This is a genomic window from Thermoflexus sp. (assembly GCF_040289485.1).
Classification (GTDB): Bacteria; Chloroflexota; Anaerolineae; order Thermoflexales; family Thermoflexaceae; genus Thermoflexus.
The window spans coordinates 1-12,203 of the sequence record NZ_PSLG01000063.1 but is presented as its reverse complement, the minus strand read 5'-3'; the positions used below and the strand labels follow the sequence as shown (position 1 = coordinate 12,203).

The 12,203-nt window shown below is 69.6% G+C and carries 10 protein-coding genes and 2 pseudogenes; 7 read left to right on the top strand and 5 right to left on the bottom strand.

Annotation, left to right across the window (positions count from 1 at the left end; translation table 11 throughout):
- A partial coding sequence (locus tag C4313_RS09580) for a (Fe-S)-binding protein (protein ID WP_352429640.1) occupies window positions 1–1,070 on the top strand: 1,070 nt, incomplete at its 5' end.
- Window positions 1,071–1,101: 31 nt separating this feature from the next.
- Here C4313_RS09580 and C4313_RS09575 read toward each other — a convergent pair.
- Window positions 1,102–1,872, bottom strand: coding sequence for a YhfC family glutamic-type intramembrane protease (locus tag C4313_RS09575; protein WP_352429639.1), 771 nt, complete (start codon window positions 1,870–1,872; stop codon window positions 1,102–1,104).
- 68 nt (window positions 1,873–1,940) lie between these two features.
- Here C4313_RS09575 and C4313_RS09570 point away from each other — a divergent pair, with 68 nt between their 5' ends.
- Both C4313_RS09570 and C4313_RS09565 read left to right on the top strand, forming a co-directional pair.
- A complete protein-coding gene (locus C4313_RS09570; protein WP_352429638.1) occupies window positions 1,941–2,750 on the top strand; it encodes a response regulator in 810 nt (269 codons plus the stop codon).
- Window positions 2,635–3,669 carry a sensor histidine kinase gene (locus C4313_RS09565; RefSeq protein WP_352429637.1) on the top strand — a complete coding sequence of 345 codons (1,035 nt, stop codon included), beginning with the start codon at window positions 2,635–2,637 and terminating at the stop codon, window positions 3,667–3,669. Before C4313_RS09570 ends, C4313_RS09565 begins: the two co-directional genes overlap by 116 nt.
- Here the strand turns inward: C4313_RS09565 and C4313_RS09560 are convergent.
- On the bottom strand, window positions 3,663–4,616 hold the full coding sequence (locus tag C4313_RS09560; protein WP_352429636.1) for a phosphatase PAP2 family protein: 954 nt from the start codon (window positions 4,614–4,616) through the stop codon (window positions 3,663–3,665). The two genes, C4313_RS09565 and C4313_RS09560, sit on opposite strands and share 7 nt — an antisense overlap.
- 86 nt (window positions 4,617–4,702) lie before the next feature.
- Here C4313_RS09560 and C4313_RS09555 point away from each other — a divergent pair, with 86 nt between their 5' ends.
- From C4313_RS09555 to C4313_RS09540, 4 genes are all read left to right on the top strand, one after another.
- Complete coding sequence (locus C4313_RS09555) at window positions 4,703–5,713, top strand: TIGR03617 family F420-dependent LLM class oxidoreductase (RefSeq protein ID WP_352429635.1); 1,011 nt, start codon at window positions 4,703–4,705, stop codon at window positions 5,711–5,713.
- Complete coding sequence (locus C4313_RS09550) at window positions 5,683–6,918, top strand: magnesium chelatase ATPase subunit I (RefSeq protein ID WP_352429634.1); 1,236 nt, start codon at window positions 5,683–5,685, stop codon at window positions 6,916–6,918. Before C4313_RS09555 ends, C4313_RS09550 begins: the two co-directional genes overlap by 31 nt.
- An 11-nt stretch (window positions 6,919–6,929) precedes the next feature.
- A complete protein-coding gene (locus tag C4313_RS09545) occupies window positions 6,930–7,841 on the top strand; it encodes an RluA family pseudouridine synthase (RefSeq protein ID WP_352429633.1) in 912 nt (303 codons plus the stop codon).
- Window positions 7,842–8,039: 198 nt separating this feature from the next.
- Complete coding sequence (locus tag C4313_RS09540; protein WP_352429632.1) at window positions 8,040–9,770, top strand: glycoside hydrolase family 13 protein; 1,731 nt, start codon at window positions 8,040–8,042, stop codon at window positions 9,768–9,770.
- Window positions 9,771–9,881: 111 nt separating this feature from the next.
- On the opposite strand, the pseudogene C4313_RS09535 reads toward C4313_RS09540, so the two are convergent.
- The 3 genes and pseudogenes from C4313_RS09535 to C4313_RS09525 form a co-directional block, all read right to left on the bottom strand.
- Window positions 9,882–10,118 (bottom strand): annotated as a pseudogene (locus C4313_RS09535) (aldehyde dehydrogenase family protein); the annotation flags it as partial.
- A gap of 54 nt (window positions 10,119–10,172) precedes the next feature.
- Window positions 10,173–10,242: pseudogene (locus tag C4313_RS09530) on the bottom strand (hypothetical protein); the annotation flags it as partial.
- Window positions 10,243–10,381: 139 nt separating this feature from the next.
- Window positions 10,382–12,203: xanthine dehydrogenase family protein molybdopterin-binding subunit (locus tag C4313_RS09525; RefSeq protein WP_352429631.1), on the bottom strand; the 1,822-nt coding region annotated here is incomplete at its 5' end.

Sequence of the window (12,203 nt, the reverse complement as noted above, 5' to 3'; positions counted from 1 at the left end):
CCGAGGCGGATCTGGAGGAACTGGCGGAGATCGCCTTCGGGTCGTGCACGCTGTGCCGCCGCTGCACCATGAACTGCCCCATGGGGGTGGACACCGCCCTGATCATGCGGGCGGCCCGGGCCATGCTCACCGCCGCCGGCAAGGCGCCGGAGATGCTGGTGCAACTGGCCGACGCCGCCATCGCCCGCCAGGAAAACCTGGCGTTCTTCCGCGAGTTCTACATCGACCAGATCCGCGAACTGGAGCAGGAGCTCCAGGAGCGCCTGGGAGATCCCAGCGCCCGCATCCCGGTGGAGAAGGCCGGCGCCGAGATCCTCTACGTGGCCCTCTCCGGTGCCCACACCATCCTGCCCGCTGCCATCCTCTTCCACGCCGTGGGGGCGGACTGGACCCTGAGCATGTTCGAGGCGGCCAACTACGGTTACTTCCTGGCGGACGCCGCCCGGGCGAAGGCCATCGCCGGGCGCATCGTCGAGGAGGCACGGCGCCTCGGCGTGAAGGAGATCGTCCTGGCCGAGTGCGGCCACGCCTACACCGTCCTGCGCTGGGAGGCCCCCAACTGGTTCGAGGACTTCCCCTTCCAGGTCCGGAGCATCATCGAGGTGGCCGCCGAATGGATCCAGCAGGGCCGCTTGCCCCTGGATCCCTCGGCCAACCCGGAGCCGGTCACCTACCACGACTCTTGCAACCTGGGGCGAAACGGCGGGCTATTGGAGGAACCGCGCATCATCCTGCGGGCGGCCGTCCGGGATTTCCGGGAGATGACACCCAATCGGGCCGAGAACTTCTGCTGCGGCGGGGGCGCCGGCCTGGTGGCCATCCCCGAATGGTATGAGAAACGGATGCGGGCCGGACGGCCCAAGGTCGAGCAGATCCGACGGACGGGGGCCCGCGTCGTGGTCGCTTCCTGCGACAACTGCCGCCTGCAGCTCAGCGACCTGAACGATCACTACGGCCTGGGGGTTCGGATCAGCGGGCTGATGGATCTGGTGGTCAACGCCTATCTGGCCGCCCGGGAGGCGGGCCAGCGCGCCGCTGCCTCCGCGACGCCGGTCCCGGCCTCGTCCTGAACCCGAGCGGACACCGCGATCCCGCTCGCCTTCACCGCGGCGGAGGGGGCGCGGGTCGGCGCAGGGCCCGGGCGATCCCGATCGCTATGGGAAGCGTCCACAGCGCCACCGCTCCTTCCGCCGCCCAGACCCCCCACCGGGCCAGCGCATATCCCGCCGTTCCGTTCGCCCCGGCATGCAGGAGGACGGCCACAGCCCACCACCCTCCCTGCCGGCGGCGGAGGCCGTGCCAAAGGATCAGCGCCAAGCCGGCGTGGAACAGGATGGCCATCGCCCGTTCCAGGATGCCGACACTGACCATCCATGCCGGCGTGGCCCAATAGGCGGCGAGGGCCGGGGCCGCCGCCGGCGGGGTCGGCAGGAGGCCTTCCCGCAGCATCGCCATGGCCAGAAACGTCAACCCACCGGCCAGCCCTAGGGCGAAAGCCTCCGTCCCGCCGTGGGCGAGGCCGATCACCACGGCATCCTGTGCCTCCAGTTCCCGGCCCTCTCGGGCTTGCCGGCGGGCCGCCCAGCGCATCCCCAGCCACCGGGCCGTCTCTTCGAACAAGCCCGCGGAGAGGCTGAGGACGATCCAATTGAACAGAAACGGCTGGGGAGGGGCTGACCATCCGAACCATCGGAACCCCGCGGAGAGGGCCATCAGCAGCGGCAGCCGAAGGGCCTGCGCCCCTCCCCACGTCAACGCCCCTAGCCCCAGCCATGCCGCCGGGCGTCCCCAGCGGGCCCGAACCCACAAGGCCAGGGCCGGGCCCCCAAAGGCGAACACCATCCATCCCACCGCCCGCAGGACCAGATCCATGTCCCTCGCACCGCGGTTTGTCGGATCGGCGGTTTTATCTTTAAAATACTTTGAACGCCGGTGGGGCCATGGAAGGAGTGGTGGCGATGACCTACCGGGTGCTGATTGTAGACGACCATCCCCTGTTCCGCAAAGGTGTCCGGGACGCCCTGATGGGGGAGCCCGGCCTGCAGGTGATCGGGGAGGCTGCCGATGGCCAGACCGCCCTTCAGATGATCCTCACCCTCAACCCCCACCTGGTCCTGATGGATGTGCACCTGCCGGCCCTCAACGGCCTGGACGTGATCCGACAGGCCCGGAGCCGGGGCTTCGAGGGCGCCATCCTCGTCCTCACCGCCTACGATACCGAAGAGCAGATGCGCCACGCCCTCCGCATCGGGGCCAACGGCTACATCTCCAAAGACGCCCGGCCGGAACATCTGATCCAGAGCATCCGCCACATCCTGTCCGGCCGCTACGTCTGGGGGGATCACGTCATGACCCATGGGGAAGTCCAGGCCCTCATCGGTGGGGCCGAGGGATCCTCCAAGAACATGCTCTCCCCCCGGGAGCGGGAGATCCTGCAATATGTGGCCATGGGCTACAGCAACAAGGCCATCGCCGAACGCCTGGGGATCAGCCAACAGACGGTGAAGAACCACATGACCGCCATTTTGCGTAAACTGGATCTGGGGGACCGGACCCAGGCCGCCGTCCTAGCCATCCGCCGCGGGTGGGTCCGCCTGCCGGAGGAGCCGGCCACCCCTCTTCGGAGGAGCAGCCGTGAGCGAACTGGCCGAGGCCCTTCAGCAACTGATGGACTACTGCCGGGAGGAGCAGGAGAGCGTCCGACGGCAACTGGCGGAGGTCCAGGCCCTGATCCGCCAGACCGCCGCTGACGTGGAGCGGCTGGCCCAGAGAAGCCTGCAGTGGACCAACCAGATCAAGCAACTGGAGAGCCGCCCGGAGAGCGTCTCCCCCAGCGAACTGATCGAGGCCTACCAATCCGCCCTCGACGTCCAGCGGCGGTTGTGGCTGATGCGAGGGCAACTGGAGAAGTTCCAGAGCCTGGAGAGCCGCCTCCAGCACGAGGGGGAGGTCCTCGAACGTATCCTTTCCATCCTCGCCGCGCTCCCCCCCGCCCTCCCCGCCCAGCCGCCTGGCGCGGAGCCCGGCCTGATCGTCCGCCTGATCGAGGTCCAGGAGCAGGAGCGCCAGCGACTGGTCCGCCAGCTCCACGACGGGCCGGCCCAGGCCCTGACCAACCTGGTGCTCCACGCCGAGATCTGCGAGCGGCTCTTCCAGCGGGATCCCGAGCGGGCCCGCGCCGAACTGGCCAACCTGAAGAACGCCGTCACCGAGACCTTCCAGCGGATGCGCGAGTTCCTCTTCGACATCCGCCCCATGATCCTGGACGACCTGGGGCTGGTCCCCACCGTGCGCCGCTACGTGGAGACCCTGAAGGACAAGGTGAAGTTCTCCCTCCACCTGAGCATCGCCGGGGAGGAGCGACGCCTGGCCGCCTACCAGGAGGCCGCCCTCTTCCGCATCGTCCAGGAGCTCCTCACCAACGTCCGGATGCACGCCCAGGCCTCCCAGGCGACGGTGCGCCTGGTCTTCGGGGCCGACGGGGCGCGCCTGGAGGTCGAGGACAACGGGGTGGGGTTCGACGTGGAAGAGGCGCTGGCCAACGCCGCCCGCCGCAAGACCATCGGGCTGACCTCGGTCCGCCAATGGGTGGAGATGCTGGGCGGGCAGATAGCGATCCGCAGCGAGCCGGGCCAGGGCACGGCGGTCAGCGTCTTCATCCCCTACTGATCGGACGCGAACCGGCGGGCCAGGCCAGCGGTCCATGCCTGCAGGTGCGGCTCCCGCGCAGTCAGCCGGGCGAGGGCGAGGCCCAGCAGCGCCCCCGCGGCCACGTCCAGCGGATAATGCACGCCGCCGTAAACCCGGGCCAGACCGATCCCGGCCGCCAGGGCCATCGCCATTCGCCCCACCCGCCGGTCCCCTTCGGCCAGCGCCCCCGCGATCGCCCAGGTCACCACGGCGGCGTTGCTGGGGAACGAGGAATCCGAGGGATGGTAAAAGAGCAGATGCACCTCGTGATCGGCGAAGGGACGGGGCCGGAAATAGAAGGCGTTCATGAGTTCCACCATGGGGCCGCTGAGCAAAGCCGCCAGGGCCGCCCGCAGGACCGCCGTCCGGCGCCGGAGATCGCCACCCAGCCACATGGCCCACGCCAGCATCGCCAGGGCCGTGGGCACGGCGTAGTCGTTGATCAAGAGGCGGGCGACCGCATCCAGGGCCGGCGTCCGGCCGGCCAGGCTGTTGAGGGCGAAGAACACGGGAAGGTCCCAGCGCGCGAGGGCCAGGAGCGCCAGGGCCAGCCCGATCCGAAGCCCCCAGCGGGCGATCCCCGAACGGGCCGGGGCCTCGGTTCCGGCAGCGTAGGAGTGCCGCGCCCCAGTGCCTCTGTTGGGCGGCGGGAAGCGCAGCCCCAGGAGCCGGCCGACTCCCGCCGCCCCGCCGAGGGCCAGGCCGCACAGCGCCGCCAGTTCCGTCCCGGCCGGGCCCGGCGTCCAGATCTCCGGGACCCCGCCGAAGAACCCGATGACGCTGGCCAAGATCAGCAGCGCCCCGAGGGCCTGCAGCCGTCGGGAGCGGTCGGCCTGGCCGGCGCGCAAGAACAGCACGCCCACCGCTGCCGCCCAGGCGGCGCCCAGATAGCCCACCACCAGATAGGCGGGAAGATAGGCCCGCATCGTCCCAGCCTGCCCCTCTCCCCTCAAGGTCTCCTGGGCCCAGATATAATGAAAATCCGGTGGAACTTCAACCGGAGCGCGCCCCCATGCGCCTGGACGCGACCCTGGCCTTCGACCGGCTGACGGAGGTCCCCGAACTGGCCCGCGCCGCCGAGGATCTGGGGTTCGACGGCCTCTGGAGCAACGAGACCCGACACGACCCCTTCCTGCCCCTGGCCCTGGCCGCCGAACACACCCGACGGCTGGCTTTGGGGACGGGGGTGGCCATCGCCTTCGCCCGCAGCCCCACCGTCCTGGCCTACGCCGCGTGGGACCTGGCGGCCATGGCCCCGGGGCGGGTGATCCTGGGGCTGGGCACCCAGGTCAAGGCCCACATCGAACGCCGCTTCGGCATGCCCTGGGATCCCCCTGTCCCGAAGTTGCGTGAGGCCGTTCAGGCCATCCGCGCCCTTTGGGACTGTTGGCAGAACGGGACCTGCTTGAATTATCGAGGGCAGTTTTTCCGGCTCACCCTGATGTCCCCGTTCTTCGATCCGGGGCCGATCCTGGATCCCCGCATCCCCATTGTCCTGGCCGGGGTGAACCCGCCCCTGGCCCGCCTGGCCGGCGAGGTGGGGGACGGCTTCTTCGTCCACCCGTTCCACACGCCCCGCTATCTGCGGGAGGTGCTGCTCCCGGCCATCGCGGCGGGCGCCCGGAAAGCCGGCCGGGACCCGCAGACCATCGTGAAGGTCGGCAGCGTGTTCGTGATCACGGGGCGGGACGAGGCCGAAGTCCGAGAGGCCCGCGAGTTCATCCGCGCCCAGATCGCCTTCTATGGCTCCACGCCTTCTTACCGGCGGGTCTGGGCCCTCCACGGCTGGGAAGCCCTCGGGGAGGAACTCTCCGCCCTGGCCGCCCGGGGCCGTTGGGCGGAGATGCCCGGCCGTATCTCCGACGAGATCCTGGAGGCCTTTGCCCTGAGCGCCCCGCCGGAAGGGGTCTGGGAGCGCCTCCAGGCGGTCTATGAGGGACTGCTGGATCGCGTCACGATCTACCGACCCTTCCGGCTCCAGGACAGAGACCTATGGCGGAGGATCTTGAGCGGACGACGATGAGCCCGGAGGCGCCGACGGAGGCCCCCCGGCGGACCTCCATGCTGCTGCGGCTGCTGGAGGAGCAAAGCCCCGCGGCGCGGGTCCTCGCCGCCCGCCCGCCCCTCGAGCGGCCGGTCGAGGAGCCGGTGCGCTTCCCCTTCCTGGCCATCGTCGGCCAGACCGAGATGAAACTGGCATTGGTCCTCGCCCTGATCAACCCGGCCATCGGGGGGGTGCTGCTGATGGGAGCCCGGGGGACGGGGAAGACCACGGCGGTGCGGGGCCTCCTGGACCTCCTGCCCTCGGTGGAGCGATCCCTCTGCCCCTACGGCTGCGAGCCCGAGGCGGCCTACACCCTTGGGTTCCACACCATCTGTAAAGACTGCGCCCGCAAACTGGGGGAGGGAGAGCCGATCACGGCACCGGATCGGATGCGCCTGATCGAGCTTCCCCTCAACGCCCGCCTGGAAGATGTGATCGGGGGGATCGACGAGCAGGCCGCCATGGAACACGGGAAGGTACGGATCCGCCGCGGCCTCCTGGCCCAGGCGGATCAGAACGTCCTCTACGTGGACGAGGTCAACCTGCTGGACCTCCAGATCATCAACGCCATCCTGGACGCGGCGGCCCTGGGCCGCTACACCGTGCGGCGGGGGCCGCTGGCGGCCACGTATCGGGCGCGGCTGACCCTCATCGCTTCGATGAACCCAGAGGAAGGCCCGTTGCGTCCCCAGATCCATGACCGCTTCGGGCTGCGGGTGGTGGTGCGGGGCCTGCAGGATCCAGAGGCCCGCCTGGAGGTCTACCGGCGGGTGCGCCTGTTCCGTACCAATCCTTACGAACTGGCCGCCCGCTGGGCCCACGAGACCGCCGCGGCCGCGGCCGAGATCGCCGCGGCCCGCCAACGGCTACCCCGGGTGGCCATCCCGACCGAACTGGAACGGGAAGCCATCGGCTGGATCCAGGCCCTGGGCATCGAATCCAGCCGGGCGGAGGTCGCCCTGCTGGAGGCGGCGCGGGCCTACGCAGCCGCCGACGGCCGCGAGACGGTGACCCTGGAGGATCTGCGGGCCGTGGCCCCGATGGCGCTGCGACAGCGCCGCAGCGCCTTCATCTCTGCCTTTCTTTCTGAACAGGACGCCGAGGACGCAGAGATCCGCGCCGTCGTCAACGGCCGTCCCCGGCGGCCCCCTCGCCGCCGCAAGGCCGCTGCCTCATCCCCCTGATCCCGACGCCCATGCGTGTGGAACATCTCGTCGTCGAAGCCGCCGACCGCCTGGATCGGGCGATCGCCGCGCGGATGCCCGACCTCACCCGCTCGGCGGTCCAGCGGCTGATCGAGGGCGGACAGGTCTGGGTCAACGGAGTCCCCGTGCGCCGGCCCGCCCACCGAGTCCGGCCGGGAGACCGGATCACCGTTCACATCCCGCCCCCTGAGCCCACCGAGTGGGTCCCGGAGCCCATCCCCCTCGATATCCTCTATGAGGACGAGGACGTCCTGGTGATCCACAAGCCGGCCGGGATGGTGGTTCACCCGGGGGCCGGGCACGCTCGGGGCACCTTGATCCATGCCGTCCTGGCCCACTGCCCCGATCTCCGGGGGATCGGCGGGGTACTGCGGCCGGGCCTGGTGCACCGACTGGACAAAGAGACCTCAGGGGTGCTGGTGGTGGCCAAAAACGAGCGGGCCTATCGCTTCCTGCAGGCCCAGTTCAAGGCGCGGACCGTGCGGAAAGTCTACGAGGCGCTGGTGGTAGGCCATCCGCCCCCGGAGGGGCTGATCGAGGCGCCCATCGCCCGGGACCCCCGCTATCGCCAGCGGATGGCCGTGGTCCCGACCGGGCGCCCGGCCCGTACCCGTTACCGCGTCCTGCAGACTTATGAAGGGCGGTGGGGACGGTATGCCCGGTTAGAGGTGTATCCGGAGACCGGGCGCACCCATCAGATCCGGGTGCACCTGGCCTACGTAGGCCATCCAGTGGTCGGAGATCCGGTTTACGGACGGCGGACCCCTCTGCCGTGCCCGCGCCTGTTCCTCCACGCCCGGTCCCTCACGGTGCGGCTTCCCTCCCGCCCCGACCCCGTCACCTTCGAGGCCCCGCTTCCCCCGGACCTCCAAGAGGTGCTGCATCGACTGGAGGCCGCCTGAGGTCTCGCCCTTCGCCAGCCCGGCGAGATTCGGCCATGGCCAAGATCCCCAGGGGATCCGCCTGGCCTTGCCGTTCCCTGCCCAGGAGGACAAGGATCCGGGAGGTCGGGGAACTCAACCCGACGGCCTTTGCCCCTTTCTATCTCACCCCGTAAAATTGGATCCTCGTGCGAATCCATTCATGGACCGGAGGTTCTGATGGGGGCGCCCAAGTGGTGGCAGAAGGCCGTCTTCTACCAGATCTACCCGCGCAGCTTCGTCGACAGCAACGGGGACGGCATCGGGGACCTGGAGGGGATCCGCCGGCGGTTGGATTACCTCCAGGACCTGGGGGTTGATGCCCTTTGGCTGTGCCCTCATTATCCCTCGCCGCTGGTGGATTGGGGTTACGACGTGGCCGACTATATGGACGTGGCCCCGGAGTATGGCACCCTCGCCGATTTCCGGCGCCTCCTGGATGAGGCCCACCGCCGGAACATCCGGGTGATCCTGGACCTCGTCCTCAACCACACCTCCGACCAACACCCTTGGTTCCTCGAATCCCGCGCCAGCCGGGAGAACCCGAAGCGGGACTGGTATATCTGGCGCGACGGCAAGGACGGCGGTCCTCCGAACAACTGGTATTCGATCTTCGGAGGGTCAGCCTGGGAATACGATCCCCGGACCGGCCAGTATTATTATCATTTCTTCTTCAAGGAGCAGCCCGATCTCAACTGGCGTAACCCCGCAGTGAAGCGCGCCATGTTCGACGTGGTGCGCTTCTGGTTGGATATGGGGGTGGACGGTTTCCGGCTGGACGCGGTGGGAACCCTCTTCGAGGACCCAGGGTTGCCGGATCAGACGGCGCCGATGAGTTACCCCGAGTGGTTGAAGGCCTGGCACGCCGCGGCCGACGAGGCGGAGCGGGCGCGCCTGCTCCGGATCCGACAAGAGATGTTCCGGTATCAGGAGGACCTCCCCGAGGTCCACGCGGTGATGCGGGAACTGCGGGCCCTCGTAGAGACTTACGGCGACAAGGTCCTGGTGGGGGAGACGGAGGACCTCGCCTACTACGGGAACGGGGACGACGAGTTGCATCTGGTCTTCAACTTCCCTCTGATGAAGGCTCCGCGGCTCACCCCCGCCGTGGTGCGGGCGAATCAGCGGGAGCGGCTGGGCGCGATGCCGCCAGGGGCTTGGCCGTGCAACACCATGGGCAATCACGATTTCTCCCGCGTCCTCAGCCGCTACGGCGACGGACGACACGACCTGGAGATCGCCCGCATCGCCGCCGCCCTGATGCTCACCCTCAAGGGCACGCCCTTCCTCTACTATGGGGAAGAGATCGGCATGCGGGATCTGCTGCTCACCGACCTCGCCCAGTTCAAGGACCCGCTGGGGCGCTGGTGGTATCAGGTGGAGCGCGAGCACTTCGGAACCCCCCACGAGGAGGCGGTGGCCCGCGCCGCGGCCTTCGGCCGGGACAAGTGCCGCACGCCGATGCAATGGTCCCGGGCTCCCCACGCCGGCTTCTGTCCGCCGGAGGTGTCACCCTGGCTGCCGGTGCATCCCAACTTCGCCGAGGGCGTCAACGTGGCTGACCAATGGGAGGATCCCCGATCGCTGCTCCAGTTCTATCGTCGCCTGATCCACCTGCGCCGGCGCACGCCGGCCCTGGTCCTCGGCGATTACCTCCCCCTGGCCGAGGAAGAGGAGGAGGCACTGCTCTTCCTGCGCCGGCTGCCCGACGACAGCCAGGCGATCCTGGTGGCCATGAACATGGGCGAGGGGGTCGCCCGGGTGGCGACCGGGCTGGAGGCCCACGGTCGCTGGCTGTTCTCCACCCATCGCCCCGAGGGCGGCGAGGGCGACCTGCGCGTCCTCACCCTGGCCCCTTTCGAGATCTCCATCGCGGAGGTCCAGGCGCCCCCTCAGGGCTCCTCCCCATAGGCCACATCCAGATACTGGTGATCGATCTTCTTCGATGTAAAGGCGATCGCCCAAAGGCCCCCCGGGATCCCCGCCCGGATGCGGACCGCCGCCTCCAGGATGTGGCGGGGATCAGAACCATCGGGTGATGACCACCTTCCGGTCGGTGAAGAAATACAGGGTGTCCATGCCCTGGCCGTGGAGGTCCCCGAAAAAGGAGTTCTTCTGGCCGGCGAAGGGGTAAGGGGCGATGGGGGCGGCCACCCCGATGTTGATCCCCACGTTGCCCGCCCGCACCCGCAACTTGAAGGTGCGGGCGGCCTTCCCGTCCCGGGTGAAGAGGGAGGCGGCGTTGCCGTAGGTCCCGGAGGCGCAGCAGATAGCGGGCCCGCGCCGGGAGGGGAACGTGGCGCCATGTCTCGAAAGCCGCGCGGGCGGCGGGCACCGCGTGGTCCACCCCCTCCGGCCTCGACAGCGGGACGCGGGCGATCACCTCATCCAGGGCCGGGTTGCGCACCCTCCAGCAGCTCTCCGCCGGACGACGCCACCCACTCCCCGTTGATATAATTGCGCAGCGTCTCCACCATCGACGGCCTCTCCTGAAAGAGAATCGGGCCGGGAACGCCCGGCGTTCATCCGAACTCGTGCTGGTAACGGGTTTCCGCGATCAGACGGGCGGCGAGGGCCGACCACACGCGCTCGGGGGTGATGGGCAGTTCGGTGAGGCGGACGCCGATGGCGTCCCGGAGGGCGTTGGCCACCGCTGCGGCCCCGGGCACCACCGGCGGCTCCCCCACCCCCCGCGCCCCGAAGGGCCCGGTGGGGCTGGGGACCTCCACGATGTGGGTCTCGATGGGCGGCACCTCCCTCGCGTTGGGCAGCGCGTAGTCCATAAAAGAGGCGGTCAGCGCCGTGCCGTTCTCATCGTAGCGCAGCGCTTCCCACAGCCCCCAGCCCAGGCCCTGGGCGACCCCACCGTGCATTTGCCCCTCGATCAGCAACGGGTTGATGGCCCGGCCCACGTCCTGGGCGATCACCGCCTCCCGCACGGTCACCTTCCCGGTCTCGAGGTCCACATGGACCCGGACCAGCATGGCGGCGAAGCCGGGGGCCTGCTCGGTCTGGGCGGAGGAGCCCCGTCCGAACACCGGTGCATACTTTCCCCCAAACCGCTGGGAGAGGGCGGCCACCTCCCCTAGCGTCATCCGGGGCTCCGGAACCCCCCGGACGGAGATCCGGCCATCGCGGATCTCCAGATCCTCGGGGGCTACCTCCAGGTGCTCGGCAGCGATGCGCAGGATCTGCTGACGGGCCTCCTCCGCGGCGCGCTGCACCGCCAGCCCGACGGTATACGTCGTTTTGCTGCCCGCGCTGGCGCCGGCATAGGGGGCCAGATCGGTGTCGCCCTGGAGCACACGCACCTGTTCCACCGACACCCCCAGGATCGCCGCCGCCAGTTGCGCCATCGCCGTGTGCGTCCCCTGGAGGTCCACCGCGCCGACGTAGATCCGCACCGCCCCATCGCGATCCACATGGCAAACCGCCGCCGCCGGCTCCAGGCCGCCGTGCCAGCCGCCCACGGCCAGCCCGATGCCTTCCCCAGGCCCCTTCCGCCGCTCCCGCCACAGCGGGTGGTCCCGCAGCGCCTCCAGACAGGCCCGCAGGCCGATGGGGCCGTAGCGCCGCCCGCTCGGCAACTCGTCCCCTTCCTCCATCACATTGCGCAGCCGGAACTCCAGCGGGTCCAGCCCCAGGTGGCGGGCCATCTCATCCATCTGGGACTCCAGGGCGAAGAGGGCCTGGGGCGCGCCCGGCGCCCGATACGCGCCCACGCCCGGCTTGTTCGTCAGCACCTCAAAGGCCTCGATCTCGTAGTGGGGGAACCGGTAGAAACTGCCCAGGAGGTTAGCCGCGATCCGCGCGGGGGATCCGGGGAAGGCGCCGGCGTCGAAGATCAACCGGGCCTGAAGCGCCGTCAGCGTCCCATCCCGCTTCACCCCTGTCTTGAGGGTGAGGACAGCGGCGTGGGCCGGCGTCCCGACCAGGAACTCCTCCTGGCGGGTGAGGATCAGCCGGACGGGACGCCCGGTGTGGACCGCCAGGGCGGCGACCAGGGGCTCCAGCAGGGTGAACTTCCCCCCGAAGCCGCCTCCCACCGGCGTGGGCACCACCCGGATCCGGTTCTCGGGCCAGCCCAGGAAGTCGGCCACCTCCTCCCGCACCCCAAAGGGGTCCTGGGTGCTGGTCCAAAGGGTGAGGGTCTCGGTGGCCGGATCCAGAGCGGCGGTCGTGGTGTGGGGCTCCAGGTAGGCCTGATGGACGCTCTGGGTGCGGTAGGTGTGCTCGAGGATGAGATCGGCCTCGCGGAAACCTTGGGCGACGTCCCCACGGGTGTAGCGGATATGGTCTGCGATGTTGCTGGGCCGGCCGGCCTCCGCCTCCGCTGCCCCGCCA

Excerpts from the sequence above, each read along its gene's own strand:
- C4313_RS09575 (WP_352429639.1), bottom strand. The coding sequence starts at position 1,872 with ATGGATCTGGTCCTGCGGGCGGTGGGATGGATGGTGTTCGCCTTTGGG.
- C4313_RS09570 (WP_352429638.1), top strand. The coding sequence starts at position 1,941 with ATGGAAGGAGTGGTGGCGATGACCTACCGGGTGCTGATTGTAGACGAC.
- C4313_RS09560 (WP_352429636.1), bottom strand. The coding sequence starts at position 4,616 with ATGCGGGCCTATCTTCCCGCCTATCTGGTGGTGGGCTATCTGGGCGCC.
- C4313_RS09555 (WP_352429635.1), top strand. The coding sequence starts at position 4,703 with ATGCGCCTGGACGCGACCCTGGCCTTCGACCGGCTGACGGAGGTCCCC.
- C4313_RS09550 (WP_352429634.1), top strand. The coding sequence starts at position 5,683 with ATGGCGGAGGATCTTGAGCGGACGACGATGAGCCCGGAGGCGCCGACG.
- C4313_RS09545 (WP_352429633.1), top strand. The coding sequence starts at position 6,930 with ATGCGTGTGGAACATCTCGTCGTCGAAGCCGCCGACCGCCTGGATCGG.
- C4313_RS09540 (WP_352429632.1), top strand. The coding sequence starts at position 8,040 with ATGGGGGCGCCCAAGTGGTGGCAGAAGGCCGTCTTCTACCAGATCTAC.